The following is an 18,503-nucleotide window of genomic DNA, read 5'->3' as shown; positions in this document are numbered from 1 at the left end:
AGGATCGCCGCCCAGGGCCACTGCAACGGGCATCTTCTTTCCCAGCTTTTTGTACTGGGCATAATGGCGTGCGCCTGTTTTATGAAGGTGCCAGTGCATGCCGGTCAGGGCTTTATCAAAAACCTGCATCCTGTACATGCCGACATTTCTTACACCTGTCTCTGCATCACGGGTGATGACCATCGGCAGGGTAATGAACCTGCCGCCGTCGGCTGGCCAGCATTTTAGGGCGGGAAGTGAAAACAGATCAGGTACGGGATCAATAATTTCCTGGCAATGCCCTTTGCCTTTTATGGTGGCCGGCATCCATGAACCTAATTTCGAGAGGCTGGGCAGAAATTTCAGTTTGGTTAAAAACTTTTCCTTTGGACTGCTGAAATTTTTCATCCAGTTGCCAATTTCGCAGCTCAATTGATCCAGGTCCTGTCCCCCGAAAATGAGGTTCATTCTTTTTTCTGATCCTAGATAATTGATGAGTAAAGGATAATGGGTTCCATTATTTTCGAAAAGAAGGGCTTTTGATTTTTCTCCCTGTTTGGTGAACCTGTCGGCAATTTCTGCAATTTCCAGGACAGGATCAACATAATCCTTAATCCGGATAAGTTCTCCTTCAGTTTCAAGGATATTAATGAATTGTTGTAGGCTTTTCGTGGACATAAAAATCATTTAGTAATTTACAAATTTACTAAATAACCCTTACGTATTTTCTATTCCCGAATTCTATAATTGGCAAAAAGAACTTTATTTCATCTCGTGCATCAATTCGGATGCGGGTCCTGAATAGGTTGACTGACTGTCGATAAGTTGTTTCAGGTAATGGCGGACCTTGTCCTTTTTATTTTCCTTTAAATAGCCCAAAGCCAGGTACCATTTTACATGATCAGAATATAAAGGCTGATTGAGTGATTCTAATTTAAGAAATGAGTGAATAGCCGGTTCTGTCTGATTTGTAGCCAACTGGCTTATGCCCAGGTAAAAAATGTCGTTGGTAGTTGACGGAGATTGTTTTAAAGCAAGGGCAAATTTTCTTGAAGCTTCTTTGTAATTTTCTGCATCATAACACCTCATGGCTTCGTCAGAAGCATTATCAGTTTTCTTGGCCGTAGCACTTCCCCTGAGCATATTGTCAGAGGGAACGGGATAGGCCTGAAAATATTTATGAAACAGCACTTCAGCAGTCAGTTCCTTATTTTGAACCGAATGAGAAATGCTTGATTTTACAAAAATCCCGACAGATATCAGTAATACAACAATTGCAGCAATTGCTGAAAATGTATATAACTTCAGCTGTCTGTGCTTTTGTTCATCCTGTTGCCTGCCCAGATTTTTAAATCTTTCCCTTAAAGTTTCTTCATCATAAGCCCTGAGTCCTACAACAATATCCTGGATCAGACCGGCTTCTTTTTTCAGTTCATCGTTTTCTTCCATAGATTTATGAAATTCCTCCGACCATTGTTTGGTAAGTTCGCCTCTTAACCAGGCATCTATTTTATCAACATATTCAGGTTTGTTGTCCATCTCATTAAATTTTAAGCGAGATTTATTTTAACATAAGAAAGAAAATTATTACGTCAATAATTTGTCTTTTAAAGTTTCTCTTAATTTTTCCAGACACCTGGCTTTCTGTGTTTTAATTGTACTTTCGGTGGTTTTTAATTCCAAGGCAATTTCTTTGTGTTTCATCCTGTATACGTAAAAACAGGTTAAAATTTTACGACATTTCCCACCTATTTTTTCAATTTCTTTTTTAACAATTTCCTGACGGGAACTTAATTGTTCTTCATGATATAAGATTAGGTCGAAATTTGTACATTCATTCGAATCAATTTCAACCAGGTTCACATCAGGTAAACTTCTGACTTTTTGCCTGAGAAGATTTCGTCCTATGCCATAAAGATAATTTTCAACTCCTACGACTACATGATCTATTTTCCCTTCCTGTATATTGTGATACAAGACCAGTATGGCATCATTATAAATTTCTTCAATATCTTCATGAGACAACATTTTATACCTGTTTGCAAAGCGGAAAAATTTTTTTCGATTGGTAAGGTATATTGAGTCAAGAACTTTCTTATTGCCTGTTTTAATTAGTTCTAACGTAGCATCATGTGACATGTTCTCTGTTTTTGGTTACTTCAAACCTACATGAATTTTACATAAAACGCAAAAAAACATTAAAACTTCATATCAACAAGCTTAATTCAATGTATACTCTTCGCAAAGTACAGGTTTTTGACCGTTACTTTTCTTTAGGCTCTTTTTTATATTTTCCCATCCCAGTTCAAGTTTGCCGTTTTTCTGGTAGGAATAGGATTTGAGTTGAAAGTCATAAACTATGGGAGCATGTAGTTCCGATTTCATGAACCCGATGTAACTATATACACTTCGTTCGCAGATGGATAATTTCTCGGCCAATTCTTTCGGTGAACCGGTTTCCCCTTTTTGAATAAAATAATCAATTTTTTCAATCAGGTTAAAGTATTCGTGAAGTTTATTCATTATATCCGGAGGTTAACAAGGTTCAATAATCAGGGCTCATTAAATAAGCTTTTCGGCTATTTTGTTTGGTGGCACCTACCCAGCCCATAAAAAGGCAACCGGGACTTTGATACTCGTATGTCCTGTTTTGAGGATTAAATATGATAGGTGCATTAAAATTTTTCCTGAAGAAATTCAAATATTCATTCAGCTCATCTTTATTGATTTGTAATTTTTCTGCAAAATCTTCCGGCGCCCCTGTATTTTTCTGCCGGATGAGATAATCAATGTAATTGATTTTCTCAAAGCATTCTCCAAAGTATCCCATTATAGTTTGATTATTTGGTTGAAATTTTTGTGTTTACATTCATATAGTGCCTAATTTTTAAAAAAAGTAAACAGAGGATTAAGGGGAATCCCTAAATATTTTTTAATTGAATCATAAAGGCGAATTCTGGAAAAGCTATGCTAAAAGAATTGATATGTACATAAAAATACATGAATAACAAACCGGATTCTTTTTTTGGGGGGGTAAGACCTCCAAACTTAAAAATTGTATAAGAAAAACAAGTTCAGGGTGCACTGATACAAAAAAATAGTCGTAAATTAGTCAATTAAGGTAGAAGAATTATTAACCATTAAAATCAATGCCATGAGAGTGTTGAAGGTGCTGATGATATGGATTCTTCCTTTTTGGTTACTTTCCATTGCCTTTTACAGAGACCTGGATGATAAGAGGATGGTAAGAATTCGTTCTCAGCTTGCTAAATTTAATGATGAATATCCTCAGGAAAGGGCATATTTGCATTCCGACAGAAACGCCTACTATTCGGGTGAGGATATGTGGTTTAAAGCTTATGTGGTTGCCGGTGAGGATAATTTACCTGACAGGTTGAGTAAAAATTTATATGTGGAATTGGTGAATTTCAACAATCAGGTTGCTATGACTGAGATCCTCCACCTTGAAAATGGATTGGGATACGGTGATTTTCACCTTTCTGATACTTTGCAGGAAGGAAATTACCAGTTGAGGGCTTATACGAGCTGGATGCGAAATTTCGGCGAATTCTTCTTCTTCTCTAAACAAATAAAAATCAGTAATCCTAACACAAGAACTTTCCTTACACGCGAAAACCTGCGCGAAAACCGTAAAGCAAACAGGAAATTGAAAGGCAATATAGTCAGTTTTGATCTTCAGTTTTTCCCGGAAGGAGGCTATCTGGTGGAGGGGATTCAAAGCAGGCTGGCCTTTAAAGCTATCAACGGTTTAGGATCGGGTGTTGATGTCTCTGGTAAAATTGTTGATCAAAAAGGGAATGAAGTCGCCCAATTCAAAAGCAGGCATTTAGGCATGGGATCTTTGCTTTTTACTCCTCAACATGATAAAAAATATTATGCTGTAGTAGAAACCCCAGAAAAAGTAAAATCAAAATTTGAACTTCCTGTAGCCAGGCCGAGGGGTATTGTCATGAACGTTGACGCTTCATTCAAAGATTATGTGCAGGTGGAGGTTACCACCAACCGCCCTTCATCCAATGACGAATACTACAACGACATCATACTGGTTGGCCAGGTAAGGAATAAGATATATTTTATGACAAAAGGAAATCTAAAGGAGAAATCCTTATCCTTTAAAATCCTTAAAAAATTGTTCCCTACCGGCATTGTTCAATTGACTTTATTTGATGGCCGGAGCGATCCTCAGTGTGAACGTTTATTTTTCATCAATCATCAGGATGGGATGAAAGTGGAAATTTATCCTGACCATCCGTCTTATCAGCCCCGGGAGAAGGTTGTGCTGAGCATCAAAGTTACCGATGCCGAAGGGCGCCCTCTTGCGTCCAATCTTTCAATGTCTGTAACCGATCTGAATAAATCGGATGTTCAAAAAGCCAATATCTGTACAGGGCTGTTATTGTCGTCCGACCTTCAGGGATTAATTGAGTACCCCGTATACTATTTTGAAAATGAAAGTGCAAAAACACAGGAAGACCTGGATAATCTTTTATTGACTCAGGGTTGGCGCCGCTTTGTCTGGAAAGATATTCTGGCCGATAAATTTCCCAAGATAAAATTCACCAAAGAAACGGGGATTTCAGTCAGCGGGCAGATCACCAGGGATTTTTTCAGGATTCCTTACTCCGGTGCCAAGGTTACGCTTACTTTACTTAATAAGTATAATGACTTTTTTGTAGCAACCACTGATGCCAAGGGGCGGTTTAATTTTGAAAACCTGAATTACCGGGATACGATGAGTGTGAGAATTGAAGCCTTGAAGCCAAGTGGCCGCAAGAACCTGTTGATTTATCTGGATGAAGCCAATCCGCCCGAAGTGAAGAATAATATCGTATCCGAGTCAAAAATTGGCCACAGTAAAATCCGCAGGAAAAAAGAAAAACTAATACGGGAAGAGGATAAAATGCCTACGGACGGAATTCCCAGGTTATATTCCAAACCTAGTAATACGCTGATTATAAAAGACAACGAGATAGCTTCCTATTCGAATATTTTCCAGTATTTGCAGGGAAGGGTTCCCGGAGTAAATGTCACCGGGGATAATGTGGTCATTCGGGGCCCCAATAGTTTGTATCTGCCTCAGGATCCGTTGTATTTGATTGATGGTATCCCTGTGGACAAGCAAATGGTTGCTTCGATGAGTCCCCTGGATGTTGAAAGAATTGAGATCCTCAAAGGGCCGGATGCTTCAATCTACGGAAGCCGCGGCGCAAACGGGGTAATTGCCATTTATACCAAGCGCGGATTTGCTGTAAAGCGTGGCATTGATTTCCAAATGCTGGGTTATCACAATGCCCGTGAATTTTATGTACCCAAATATAGTTCTGTTAAGGATAATTTAAAAACTGATTTCCGGACCACCATTTACTGGAATCCCAATATGGTAACTGACGATCAGGGAATGGCCAAAGTCAGTTTTTATAATTCGGATGCTACAACTACTTTTAGAGTTATAGTAGAGGGTATTTCTGCTTCGGGGAAGGTTGGATATAACAGCATTGATTATAGTACAAGATGAAGTAGTTTAGCTGAAAAACTGAACTACAGTGTAGTTTTCAATCTCATGATTCCCGGTTACCATAATAGTGCCGCAGCGTAACCATGCATGTGCCTGTAATTGCCCATTTCTGTCTTTCCTTAATCCGAAATACAGGGTGGAGGGAAGGTGATGATGGCGTAGAATTATTTTAGCCGTGAAAGCCTGGACGTAGCAGGCCGTTTTCCAGGGTGCATATTTATTGCAGCGCCTGATGGCGCGGGAAATAAGCTGAGGCAATTCAGTATTTTCAGCAAGGGATTGGACAGGTGTCTCTTTATGTTCTTCTCCCAGCCATTTCCTGTATACTTTCATCGGAAAGAACCGGATGATAAAAGCCGTAATTGCGGAATATCCCCAAGCCTGTAAAAATAATCCGCGTTCCATTCTGCTGCTGGCTAAGAATTTACAGATAACCATTCCCATACTCATCGAAAAAATAAGTTTAGAGATAGTCCGGGTTAGAAAAATTGACAAGATCTTTTTCCTTTAGCTTAAGCAGGAAATCACTAACATCTTTTTCACAATCCCCGGTATTGACCTTAAATTCTTTGGTCAGGGCAGTGATCAAACTTTCAAAACTGATGGGCTGTGAAATTAATTCCCAGATCCGGCTGCCAACCGGGTTTAATCCGTAATATTTATTGTTTTCGATACTCATCATCACGGTTTCGCCATCCATATCGCTGGAAACCATATCGCTTTTACGTTCAATCAGCGTATTTTTATTGATTTTTTCTGACATAAAATGATGTTAGCAGTTAAATGAATTATCATTATAAAATTTCTTAAAGATAAGGAGAATTTATTTGGTGGAAGCAATTACTTGTATCAGTTGCTGATAAAGGCAATCCATTTTTTCAGTTTTCTTTTCCTTAATTTTTTTCGATACATTTTTGATGCCCCCGGCATAATAACGCCTGAACCAGGGGAGGACTTCAATAACAGCTTCCAAAACTGTGTATTCGTAGGCAGTATAAACAAATAAACCTGCAAAGGCCGATGTAAGCAGGAAAGAGTTCAGGCCATCTTTCGGATCTCCTGTGCATACCTGCCCGAGTCCCGGAAAAATGCTCAAATATTCAGCAGTTGAATGTTTATGACGCATCTCTTTTCCTATTTCGCCATAAATTTTTTTGATGGTCAATATCTGGGGCTTATAGGAGGAATCCATGCAGGCGAGAATATGTTTTTCAGACTCAGGGTATTTTTTCTGAAAGTAACACAGAATTCCCTGATAAAATTCTTTTCGCTTTATAAAGTCAGAAGAAGAAATATCTTTAAGTGCCTGTAAATCTGCTTCGGCATAATTATAGCGTTTTAAAAGCAGATCAATAGCTGTTTTCCGGAATATGATTTCATTTCTTAAACTGTCTGTTTTCGCAAGGGAATATGCCACATCGTAATATTGTTCCGCCTTTTCGTACTGTTTATCGTGAAAATTTGCATTTGCCAAGGCTTGCCAGGCATAAGGACAGGTATGGGCCGAGTCAAAAAAGACTACCCGTTCCCAAGTCTTGGCAGCCAGTCCGTATAGCCCTTCCTGTTCAAGCTGGCGGGCATATAAAACAGTCTGTTCAAGGTTCTGCGCACTGATTCCTGCAGTCAGAATCACATTAATCCATATTGTGAAGAATACGTTCAGCCTCATTTCTAATTTTTTCTTTCTGAAGGATATTGTGTTGATGGGCAGCCTTGCCGCTGCCAAAGATATTGCCCAAATAAAATGAAGTACTTAACCCTGCGAAAATCCATCCATAACAACTTTTTGCCCCTTGTTTCTCGAAACCTCTGTATGCCTGAAAACCTGTCGCTGCTACAAAAATAAAGGATACCAGTCCGTCTTTCCAGTATCCGGCATAGACTTTGCCCGAACCCGGAATAATGGCTGACAGGCACATGCTTAAAGCCGGACTTTTAGAGTTAAGGTCAAGGGTTGAAAAAGCAAGCGTCTGCAGATTTAATAGTTGTTTATTCTTTTCGGGTTTAAGGTGGGTTGCTCTCTGCAAAGCATTATCCCATCTGTTTTCCATAAGAGAGGCGGAAAGCAGCAGAAGGTTTTTTTGATCATATTGAAAACAGTTGTTCTTGTTGATCAGACTGTCGAATTGGGCATATTGGCGTGCAAGCAGCAATGTTTTTTCATATTCAAAAGCAAAATCACAGGGCATAGATTGAACGGCAGGATATAATTGGACAGCCTTTCCAAGGACTTCAGGATAATTGCCCGATTTTTCGTACGATTTTATCAGCATTAACCTGGAGGAGGTATCATCCGGATTGAGATGGAGGACACGCTCATATTCTTCAGCAGCCAGGGAATATTCTTTGTTTCCGAAAAGATGGGCTGCAAATGATTTGGAATGTCCAAGGTCGTACAGGTTTTGGGCAGAACAGTGCATGATGTTTATTGCCGGCAGAAGTAAAGCTACTGTGGTCAGCAGTCTGCACATTACGGGAAATAAGTAGAGACTGATTGACTTTTTTACCTGGAACATTTTACTTCTGTACTTTGATAGTGAAAATTTCTAAGCGGATCTGAAAATTGTCCTGTACTTATGTCAAGGGGATAATTTCTGTTTAATCCGTTGCAACGTTCAAGGCGGTCGAAAGCATTGAGAAAACCTGTGATAAATCCTTCCTTTTGAAGTGCTTCTAAGGCATATTCCGAACAGGAAGGAGTGAAGGTACATGAAACGGCATCCTGAGATGAAATATAGTTTTTATAGAATCTGAATAAGCCTGCAATTGGATTAAAACTTTCGACTTTTTGAATCTCCTTAACCTTATTGGGAAATTCAGATAAATGAACATTCTGAAGTAAAAGGACTTCGCCGGCAGTCTGGGCTTGTAAATTCAACAGGGGAAAAAGGAGGAATATCAGAAATATAAATCGTTTCATTGGCACAGATAATAATTTGCAAAAAAAATCAGGAATATTTTAATTGATAAAATTCATTAAATAAAATTGTTATTCAGGTTATTATGTCATGCTGACAAAGTTACTAAAACAAAATAATATAATGTTTAAATGATTTTTTTAAGGACGTCATATTTTAAAAAATACAATCTTTATTTATTTAATTTTCATAATAATTAGTAAATGTGGCAAAACTTTTATTATTTTGTTTATTAGTATTTTACTGCCTGAATAAAGTAAATCTGCTTTCTAACTAAACAAGACAAGTTTTGGAAGAGTTAAAAATCAGGAAGATATTATCTCGGATTGTTACCGATGATGATCAGACTGCCTTTCAGGAACTGTTTGAATTGTTTTATACCCGTTTATTATCTTTTGCAAACAGTATTATCAAATCAGACAGTCTGGCAGAAGAGATCGTCCTGGATGTTTTTACTCATGTCTGGCAAAATCGAAGTCAATTAAATTCTATAGCCAGGCCGGTATCCTATCTTTATGTTGCGGTAAAAAACACTTCCATTAATTATCTGGGGCGGCTTGACGAACAGCCTAAGTTTTCACTGGAAAATATTGATATTAACACCGCCGTTTTTGACTGTTCACCTGAAATTGAATACATCTCAACCGAGTTACAGGAAAATATTCATAAGGTAATAGAAACACTTCCCCCTAAATGTAAACTTATTTTTAAGCTTATTCGTGAAGACGGTTTGAAATATGCCCAAGTGGCCGAAATTTTGAATATTTCCATAAACACAATCGATTGTCAGATTGCCATTGCCCTTAAAAGAATTGGAAAAGCTCTAAATGTCGATCCTGCTGTAAAACCGAGAAAGAAAAAATAAGTTCACTTTTTTATCCTTTTGTTTTTGTGTATTCATATACATGTTAAAAATTAAAATTCGAATAATTTTTCACATTTAGTTTAGTAGATTTTTTAGTTTGATTTGTCTTCATTATGTGTTACAGATAAAAGCAGAGCTATGTTTAAAAATGATTTTTGGAGATTGGCAGGCCGGAAACTGGCGGGTGAAGCTACAGACAAGGATTTGTCCAGGTTGTCAGGATTAACGGATAGAGATCCTCATAAGGCTGAAAAATTGCGAATCCTTGATGACATTTGGAAATCGGAAATCCCTGTACCTGATTCATCGATCAGTAGGACTGCTTTTGAAAAACTGAAAGTTCAGATTGAATCCGATCAAAGGGATTCTTACCCTAAAAAAGAAAACCGGCAGGTTAAAAAATCGATTGATTTTGCCGTGATCTATAAAATGGCAGCAGTACTTGTTGTAATTCTTTCTGCCTTTTTTGGGATATATAAGTTATCCCAAAAAACTTTTAAATCATTTGCCCCGACTGAGAAATATGTGGAAAGGGTTAATTCTAAAGGTGTAAAGGCCTGTATCATTTTATCGGATGGAACTACCGTGTGGCTTAATGCCGACAGCCGGTTAAAATATCCGGAAGAATTTAAAGGTAATAAGCGGGAAGTGTACCTGGAAGGGGAGGCCTTTTTTGATGTCATAAAAAATCCCAATGCCCCTTTTATTGTAAAAACTTCTGAAATTGAGATTAAGGTTTTGGGCACCAGTTTCAATGTCTCCTGTTATCCGGATGAGGCCAACGTCACTACAACTTTGGTCAGGGGGAAGGTGATTATTCAGAAGGAAACTAACAAAAGTATTACAACTGAAGCTTGCTTAATGCCTAATCAAAGTGCAATTTTTAACCGGAAAGATAAAAAAATCATTTTAAAAAAGGTGGATTCCCGCATCAACAGTTCATGGAAAAACGGCAAACTGGTTTTTAGCGATGAATCCATGGATGAAGTGGTAAAAAAGCTTGAAAGATGGTATAATGTTAAAATAGTGTTGAAGGACAAAGAACTGAAAAAGTATAGTTACACGGCCACATTTGAAGGGGAATCGATGGAAAAGGTGTTAAAATTACTGGAAATCTCTGCTCCAATTACTTATACCATTGCCCGGGACACTTTGATTACCTTAATGAGGAAAAAATAAAAATTAAATATGGATAATTAACAATATAAACTTATGCCTATGAAAAAAAACGACCTCCAGCCTGTTAAAAGAACAGGAAAGTGTTCGCGGCACTTTCCTGTTTGATTAGTTCAAACAATGTCTTTGATTCAAAGAGAAACAGAGACCATTGAAGTCATTTTTATTAAAATCTAATCATCAACAAAAGTATGAAAAATAAGTCATTGCTTTTTTCGAATTTTCACCAAATTCGGCAACTAAAATTATTTCTTGTTATGAAATTCACGGTTGTACTTCTTTTTTTAAGTATTGCCGAACTTTCGGCAAGTGTTTATTCTCAATCAACTTCTCTTACTTTAAATCTGAAAAATACTTCAGTTGAAAAAGTTCTGAAGCAGATTGAAAGTCAAAGTAAGTATAAATTTCTATACAACCACTATCTGGTTGATGTCAACAAAAAGGTGGATGTCCATTGCAACCAGTGCAGTATGGAAAGTATCTTGAATCATCTGTTTAAAAACACAAACATTACCTATTGTATTGTTGATCATCAGGTTGTGCTTGTCAAAAATGAAAGTAGTCAACATTCTTCATTGGAAGTCTTACCACCCCTGAGGGAAAATTTACTGGCTTATAATTCGGTTGCAAGTATTGGTTTTACAGGAATTTTTCAACAGAACAAAATTAACGGAACTGTAACCGATAAAAGCACCGGAGAAGTATTGCCCGGTGTAAGCATAGTAATTAGGGGAACTACTAAAGGTACCATAACTGATGTTAATGGGCATTTTTCAATCGATGTTCCGGCAGGGGAAGTCAGATTGGTATTTTCCTATATGGGCTATGAAACGCAGGAGGTAAATGCAAAAGGCCGGACTGAGTTGGATATAGAGCTGGTATCCAGTGTTTCCAAACTGGATGAAGTAGTTGTGGTGGGTTATGGAACGGCCAAAAAAAGTGATATTACAGGCTCATTAACCAGTGTCAGCGAGAAAACGCTCAAGGAACGCCCGGTACAGAATGCTATTCAGGCCCTGCAGGGAAAGGCTGCCGGTGTCGATATTGTATCCAACATTCGTCCGGGAGAAATAGCTAAAGTTACCATCCGGGGAACACGTTCAATAAATGGATCCAATGACCCCTTATATGTGGTTGACGGTATTATTTTTATGGGCAGTATTAATGATTTAAATACCAATGATATTTCAAACATTGAAATATTAAAGGACGCTTCTGCCACAGCAATTTATGGTTCCCGTGGTGCCAACGGGGTCATTCTGATTACGACCAAAAATGGATCCAAGGGACAACTTACCATCAATTACGATGCTTCACTCACCTTTGACCAGATTCATTCTGTGACCAAGTGGGCTTCGGCAGGTGAAGCGTTGGACCGTATGAGGTTGGCGAATATCAACGGCGGAACTTACTCGGGAACCCTCAATTATCCTGATCCGACGGCAGATATCAATAAATTTGGTAATGGCGATTATTATACCGTTAATGCCATCAGGCAAGGTTATGAATGGAACGATCCCGGGATATACAGTTCAGTGAAAATGCGTGCTTCAACAGCCGATGAAATAGCCAAAGGATGGCCGGCCCAGGTACCAATCTATAACTCCGGCAACATTCCTGGCACAGACTGGATAGGTCTTCTTACCAAAACCGGAATTACGCAAAACCACCAGTTATCACTTTCATCCGGGAACGAAAATTCAAAAATATACCTTTCATTTGGTTATTTTAATAACGACGGTACGCAAAAAAACCAGAATTTCAGGCGCTATACTGCCAAGATTAATGGAGATATAGCACCATTAAAATGGATAACTGTTGGAACTTCGATAAATGCTTCTATGACAAAGCAGCAGTATGGGAGAATTAATAGGTCCGGTAGCGCAACAGGTGCGAATGATGCGTATGGTATAGCTTTGGGACAATATAGAATGGCTAAGCCTTACGATTCCCTTGGTGTAATGATAAATTATCCGGGTGGCAATACTACAGCCCCTGTTTGGAACCCATTAATAGATATAAATAATACCGATGATGAAAACAAGGTAATTAGTGTTCAATCTAATTTTTATGGTGAACTAAAATTCACTCCCTGGCTGAAATATCGTATGAATTTTGGATCTGGTTTCCGTTATAACCGGGTTGGATCCTGGCAGGGATCTCTGTCTACTTTGCGGCGGACAGCCAGTCCACAAACGGCTGCAGCCAATTACAGTACAAACGACAATTTCCAGTATATGCTTGAAAACCTCTTGTATTTTGACAAGAAATTCGGGCCTCATACCATTGGCGCGACCTTGATGCAGTCGGTTCAAAGTAATCGTACAGAGAACTCATTTATCAATGCCTCCAAAATTCTTTATAATACCACAGAATGGTATAACCAATCTGCCAATCTTAACGGAAACCCTGACAGCTATGGTACAGGTTACACGAAAAACCAACTGATGTCATATATGGGCCGTCTTAACTATTCTCTCCTGAACAGGTATTTGTTTACTGCTTCAGGACGTTTCGATGGGGCTTCCGTATTGGCCGAAGGACATAAATGGGAATTTTTCCCTTCTTTTGCAGTTGCCTGGAAAATGCAAGAAGAAAGATTTCTGAAAGAAATAAAATGGCTCAGTGAACTTAAACTTCGCTTTGGCTACGGAGTTACCGGTAATTCGGCTGTCGGAGCTTATACTACCTCTGGTCCTCTTACTCAGTATAATTATGTGTATGAAAATACACCGGCTATTGGTTATGTTCCATTTACAATGCCCAATCCTAATTTAAAATGGGAGCAAACGGATCAAACTGACATTGGATTGGATTTTGGTTTCCTTGCAAATGATATTACGGGTACAATTGATGTATATCAGTCGAATACAAGTAAAAATCTTATGGAAAGGGCAATACCTGCTATTATTGGTTTCCCAAGTATTACCGATAACATCGGGAAGGTAAGGAATAGAGGTATTGAAATATCCCTTTCAACGGTAAATATCAAAACCAGTAATTTCCGTTGGACAACAGACCTGAATTGGTCCAAAAACAAGGAGGAGATAGTTGAACTGGTAAACGGGAAGCAGGACATGACCGGGAATGGTTGGTACATTGGTCAACCAATTCAGGATATGCGGACGTTCCGTGCATATGAGGTCGCTGGTTTATGGCAAAATACAACCGAAGATCTGGCTGAAATTGCCAAGTGGAAGGCAAATGGCTATAATTTTGCTCCCGGGCAATATAAACCTGTCGAACAGGGTACTCCCAATTATAAACTCGAGGATAATGATAAAGTGATCAAAGGGAATCCCCGGCCTAAATGGATAGGGGGTATGACCAATACCTTCAGCTATATGAATTTTGAACTTAGTGGTTTTATGTATGCCCGTATAGGTCAATCCTATTTCTCCTCCTTACAACCTGGCGGTTCAACTAGTGTAACTTTTAATGCAGCAGGGTATGTCCGCCACATGAATCCGGATAATTTCTGGTCGCCCGAACATCCCAATGCCGAATGGCCGCAACCTACTACCAGTTCTAATACTTCAAATGCTGATGTAAACCGTTCCACTTTTATTAATGACGGATCTTTTGTGATCGTCAGGAATATTGCACTTTCTTATACGGTTCCTCTAAAGTATATTAAGAAGTTCAGTATTAAAAATTGCCAGGTTTACGGACAGGTTCTTAATCCCTTCATTTGGGGTGGGAAGGTTGTAAAAGCAGGCATCAATCCTGACGACACCAATGGCTGGACCAATGTTAATTCTATTGGCGATCCCACAGGGGGTACTAATAACAATACGGTGATTATCAGAAGTTGGGTGCTGGGACTCAGGGTCGGTTTTTAACAAATAATAATGATAAAATATGAAGAATATGAAAAAATATAGTGTGCTTCTTGTTTTGATAATTTTCTTTTCTTCCTGCAAAGATTATCTGGAGGAAAAAACCGTGACTACCCTCACGCAAACCTATTATACGACTCCTGATGGTTTGGAGGCCCTTACCAAAGGATGTTATCAAATCCTAAGGTTTAAAGCTGATTATAACCCCGGTAATTATTTATTCGGCACCTGCAGCGATATAGAAGTTTTTTCGTGGTCAAATAATGATCGTGTATCTATGGGTTCTTATGCCATTGATGGCTGGGGGCCTGCTGCTAGTGGTACAAGGATGACACCCAATGTTAACACTTTAATCGGGAGCATATACAATACTTCTTCAGATAAAGGAGCCGAAGGGGTTTATCCGGAAGTGCTCCGATGTAATATTTTCCTGGAAAATTATGCAAATTTGGATGCTGCCAACCAGACAAAGTTGGCAATCAGAAAAGGAGAAATACTTTTTCTCCGTGCCTATTCTTATTATATGATTACTAATATTCTAGGTGATGTGCCCTTGATTCTACACAGTTTCTCTGCTATGCCGGCAAATTTTTCATTTCCCAAGGAAAAGATGGAAAATATTTACAAGTTGCTTATCACTGATCTTAGGACGGCAATTCCTTTGTTACCTGCTACTACTACAGAACTTGGCCGTATCACTAAACCAGCTGCAGCTCATTTACTGGCTAAGCTTTATCTTTGCAGGGCGCAGGCAGCTAATTGGGCCAATAGTCCGGAAACTCATTTAAAGATGCTTTACAAGGGAAATGTATCTACCGACTTAGATTCTGCAATTTTTTATTCCACCATGGTCATTGACCAGATGAAAAGCAACTCTTCTTATGGAGGTTTAGAACCGGATTTTGCAAGTCTTTGGAAAAATGCCGTTGGCGATTATTCCAGGGATAAATGTAAAGAGATTATCCTTTCGGCACAGTATGAACCTACGCAAACCTATACCAGCAGGGGTGCTTACGGGACACTTGTTCACTTATATAATAGTGCCCACACTAACCTGAGAGCATGTACAGGCCGGGTGATGGATTATGGCCGTCCTTATGCCACTGCTTGTCCAAGTGATTGGGGATATGATATGTACACCGATAGGGCAAATGATTCCCGTTACTATAAAACTTTTCTTACTGATTATGTGGCCACAGATGTGAAAGAAAGCGGGGGTAAGCCATGGGATGCAGCATCGGCATATTATTACAACAATAAACTTAAAGCAGCGGGTGATCCCCTAGCGGTGGTTGTTTTGAAAAATCCCCCCAGTAAAATAAAATATCAAAAACGTTCTATCGTTTATATAGAAAATTCAAAAGATCAACCCCTTGATTCTTTATGGGTGGTAAGTCAGCCTTATATCCTGATGGTACGTTGGATGGTAGGAAGTCCCAATAATGCCGGATATTTTACAAAAGACGGGTCTGGAAATATTACAGGATTCAGATCAGGTGCTGATGTTGACCCTGCTAATCCAGTTATCACCAACCCTACCGGAAGAAAATTAATGTACCGGATTAGCGGAGACAGAGGGGATGCTTTTGGCCTTGACAGAGGGACAACAGTAGCTACTTATTACCTGGGACCGAGAAAATGGTTGGATATCAACAGGGGGAAAGGAACTGACCCCAATGGTTCTGAAGCTATTGATGAACCGCTGTTCCGGCTTGCAGAAACTTATCTGATCCGCGCTGAAGCTTACGGCCGTGAGTCTAATTACCCCTTGGCCATTCAGGACTTGAACGTTCTGCGGAGAAGGGCAGCATACCACGCCAATGAAAAAAGGTCCGATGTGTTGGTTACTCTGGAACCTGCTGTAATTACAGGGAAACTCAGTATCCCGGCTTTAGAGAAGACAGCTCCTTATACGGTAACTACCGATAGCTATTCGAAAATTGCCATTGATGGTACTGAATGGCAGGCAGGCACACCTAAGGCCAAATTGGAGAATTATCCGCCTACTGCACTTAGTGATCTGGACAGGTTTATTCACTTTATTTACAATGAGCGGGGGCGTGAATTGATATTTGAGATGTCCAACTGGGAAGATTTGCATAATGCCGGAATTCTTTATGACCGGGTTTATTACCGCGACATGATGGGCGCTCCTTCAGCTTCAACCGGAACTACTGATTTCCCGTTCCCTCTTGATGATATATCCACAGGAACTATTGGCGCAAGGGGGATAGGCAAGGGATTATTTGACAAACACCATACCTTCAAGGCCTGGCCACAATCATTTTTGGACTTATTAACCGATGACAAAAACCAACCTTTGGATGCTACAGCAAAAGCTGCTTACCAGAATCCTGGTTATTAGAATTCAGGATCTGTGATGATTTTGGGCGGACAGGATTTCTGTCCGCCTTTTTAGGTTTATACCCAAATTTTTGGAAAAATCTCCTATTTGACGGTGATTTAGCGGAATATCTTTTTCCGTTCATTTCTGTAGGTATTTAAATTCATGTTTTTTCTTACAGGAAAGATAGTTTTTGAAAAAAAAACGTAGGTTTGTAAAAATTTAACACAAAATAATATATATCTTTATTTTATTCGTGTTTCCTTCTATTATCATGCAATTTCAGAAGAAGAATGGAAATAAGTATATGTCATTGATTTTGTTTCGAAGAATTGTGATATTCAAAGTAAAAATCAATAATCTAGTGATATTTTAAACATATCTAAATTTAAATTAATAATGATGATGAAACAAGTACACCGCCTGCCAAAGCCTATCAAAACCAATCAGAATAGATTTAGTTTTATGAAGTTTTATTTTCTGACCCTAATTTTATCTGTTTTGTCTTTATCCGGATTTTCTCAGAAAACAACTGTCAATCCGGAGGAAGTTGTACGCAGAGTGGCTGATTATGTGGTAAATAATACTTCTTTCAAGTTTGTAAATAAAGATAACAAAAAGGAATATGAATCAACCCGGGGCCTGGCTTCGGATCTTCCCCTTAAGGTTGCAAGTCAGTATAACGACTGGGTATACGGAAATGGCGTGTTAAATATTGGACTTGTTCGTTTGGGCAATGAATTGAATGATAAAAAATATACCGATTACAGCCTGCATAATTTTAATTTCATTTTTGACAATCTGCCTTATTTTAAAGCACAATATGAAAAGAATCCTAGAAATACTCAGTATTTTCGCTTGTTTCGTATGGGTGCCTTAGATGATTGCGGTGCAATGGCGGCTTCACTGGTTGATGTTTATAATTATGCCAATAACAAACAATTTAGAGAATATATTGATCGGGCAGCAAATTATGTAGAAAGTGGACAAATTCGTTTACCCGACAGTACACTTGTTCGTGATAATCCCCGGGAATATACCATTTGGGCTGATGATCTGTATATGAGTGTCCCTTTGTTGGCCCGCATGGGCAAGCTTACAGGGAACAACCATTATTTTGACGATGCCGTGCGTCAGGTTGAAAATTTCACCCGCTACCTTTATGATGCACATACCGGTTTATATTTCCATTGCTGGTACAGCAAAGAAAACATGAATGGCGTGGCCCATTGGGGACGTTGCAATGGATGGATTGCTATGGCAGAGGTTGAGTTACTCAATAACCTTCCTGAAAATTATCCTCAACGTCAGATTATTATTGATCTGTTGTTGAGACAAATCGTCGGTGTATCGCGTTATCAGGATGTCTCAGGATTATGGCATCAGGTGCTGGATAAATCCGATTCTTACCTGGAAACTTCCTGTACAGCCATGTTTGTATATGCTATTGCCCGGGCAGTAAATCAGGGTTGGATTGATAAAGGTTATATGTCGATTGCTAAAAACGGTTGGAAAGGTTTGGTTTCCAAGATTAACCCTGATGGTCAGGTTCAGGATGTTTGCATAGGTACTGGAATTGACGATGGCATAAGTTTTTATTATAATCGTCCGGCACAGCTTAATGATATTCATGCCTTAGGTGCTGTGATCCTGGCAGGTATTGAAATCAACAAAGCCCAAAAATAAAATAAAAATCCTTCTATAGAAAGCCAGCTATCAGATTTGATGGCTGGTTTTTCATTGTAAAAATTAATAATTTGAGTATATAATTAGGGAGTGGACTTTGCCTGGTGATTGAAAGGAACTGAATCGGCTTAATTTTTAAGCGGTTATATAATTTAAATTT

General features: G+C 38.9%; 16 protein-coding genes. 6 read left to right on the top strand and 10 right to left on the bottom strand.

The window, feature by feature from the left end; all coding sequences use genetic code 11:
• The 5 genes from Q8907_03320 to Q8907_03300 form a co-directional block, all read right to left on the bottom strand.
• On the bottom strand, positions 1–657 hold a 657-nt coding region (locus Q8907_03320; GenBank protein MDP4273292.1), incomplete at its 3' end, for a UbiD family decarboxylase.
• Positions 658–741: 84 nt separating this feature from the next.
• Positions 742–1,518, bottom strand: a complete 777-nt coding sequence (locus tag Q8907_03315; GenBank protein ID MDP4273291.1) for a hypothetical protein — start codon at positions 1,516–1,518, stop codon at positions 742–744.
• 48 nt (positions 1,519–1,566) lie between these two features.
• On the bottom strand, positions 1,567–2,118 hold the full coding sequence (locus Q8907_03310) for a sigma-70 family RNA polymerase sigma factor (protein ID MDP4273290.1): 552 nt from the start codon (positions 2,116–2,118) through the stop codon (positions 1,567–1,569).
• 81 nt (positions 2,119–2,199) lie between these two features.
• Positions 2,200–2,502 (bottom strand): hypothetical protein, encoded by a 303-nt coding sequence (locus tag Q8907_03305; GenBank protein ID MDP4273289.1) that lies wholly within the window; start codon positions 2,500–2,502, stop codon positions 2,200–2,202.
• Positions 2,503–2,524: 22 nt separating this feature from the next.
• The gene (locus Q8907_03300; protein MDP4273288.1) at positions 2,525–2,809 is read right to left on the bottom strand and encodes a hypothetical protein; all 285 of its coding nucleotides are present in this window, start codon (positions 2,807–2,809) and stop codon (positions 2,525–2,527) included.
• A 324-nt stretch (positions 2,810–3,133) separates the two neighbouring features.
• Between Q8907_03300 and Q8907_03295 the strand changes: the two genes are divergently transcribed.
• On the top strand, positions 3,134–5,515 hold the full coding sequence (locus tag Q8907_03295; GenBank protein ID MDP4273287.1) for a TonB-dependent receptor plug domain-containing protein: 2,382 nt from the start codon (positions 3,134–3,136) through the stop codon (positions 5,513–5,515).
• 6 nt (positions 5,516–5,521) lie between these two features.
• Here the strand turns inward: Q8907_03295 and Q8907_03290 are convergent, their stop codons facing one another.
• From Q8907_03290 to yidD, 5 genes are read right to left on the bottom strand one after another with little or no spacing between them, the layout of a single operon-like run.
• Entirely contained in the window at positions 5,522–5,965 is a 444-nt protein-coding gene (locus Q8907_03290; protein ID MDP4273286.1) for a lasso peptide biosynthesis B2 protein, read from the bottom strand.
• Between the two features lie 13 nt (positions 5,966–5,978).
• A complete protein-coding gene (locus tag Q8907_03285) occupies positions 5,979–6,278 on the bottom strand; it encodes a lasso peptide biosynthesis PqqD family chaperone (GenBank protein ID MDP4273285.1) in 300 nt (99 codons plus the stop codon).
• A gap of 60 nt (positions 6,279–6,338) precedes the next feature.
• Positions 6,339–7,184, bottom strand: coding sequence for a hypothetical protein (locus tag Q8907_03280; GenBank protein MDP4273284.1), 846 nt, complete (start codon positions 7,182–7,184; stop codon positions 6,339–6,341).
• Entirely contained in the window at positions 7,150–7,986 is an 837-nt protein-coding gene (locus tag Q8907_03275; protein MDP4273283.1) for a hypothetical protein, read from the bottom strand. Before Q8907_03275 ends, Q8907_03280 begins: the two co-directional genes overlap by 35 nt.
• Positions 7,987–8,018: 32 nt before the next feature.
• Entirely contained in the window at positions 8,019–8,435 is a 417-nt protein-coding gene (gene yidD / locus Q8907_03270; GenBank protein ID MDP4273282.1) for a membrane protein insertion efficiency factor YidD, read from the bottom strand.
• 287 nt (positions 8,436–8,722) lie between these two features.
• On the opposite strand from yidD, the gene Q8907_03265 reads away from it, so the two are divergent.
• The 5 genes from Q8907_03265 (at position 8,723) to Q8907_03245 (ending at position 18,343) form a co-directional block, all read left to right on the top strand.
• Positions 8,723–9,298 (top strand): RNA polymerase sigma-70 factor, encoded by a 576-nt coding sequence (locus tag Q8907_03265; GenBank protein MDP4273281.1) that lies wholly within the window; start codon positions 8,723–8,725, stop codon positions 9,296–9,298.
• 138 nt (positions 9,299–9,436) lie between these two features.
• Positions 9,437–10,477: a DUF4974 domain-containing protein gene (locus Q8907_03260; GenBank protein MDP4273280.1), complete on the top strand. Its 1,041-nt coding sequence runs from the start codon at positions 9,437–9,439 to the stop codon at positions 10,475–10,477.
• Positions 10,478–10,731: 254 nt separating this feature from the next.
• Positions 10,732–14,316 carry a TonB-dependent receptor gene (locus Q8907_03255; protein ID MDP4273279.1) on the top strand — a complete coding sequence of 1,195 codons (3,585 nt, stop codon included), beginning with the start codon at positions 10,732–10,734 and terminating at the stop codon, positions 14,314–14,316.
• A 28-nt stretch (positions 14,317–14,344) separates the two neighbouring features.
• Complete coding sequence (locus Q8907_03250) at positions 14,345–16,678, top strand: RagB/SusD family nutrient uptake outer membrane protein (protein MDP4273278.1); 2,334 nt, start codon at positions 14,345–14,347, stop codon at positions 16,676–16,678.
• Positions 16,679–17,056: 378 nt separating this feature from the next.
• Positions 17,057–18,343 (top strand): glycoside hydrolase family 88 protein, encoded by a 1,287-nt coding sequence (locus Q8907_03245; protein MDP4273277.1) that lies wholly within the window; start codon positions 17,057–17,059, stop codon positions 18,341–18,343.
• Positions 18,344–18,503: the final 160 nt, after the last annotated feature.

It is taken from the genome of Bacteroidota bacterium (assembly GCA_030706565.1).
GTDB lineage: Bacteria > Bacteroidota > Bacteroidia > Bacteroidales > JAUZOH01 > JAUZOH01.
Note: the sequence above shows the minus strand (reverse complement) of the source record. Positions and strands in the feature narration are given on the sequence as shown.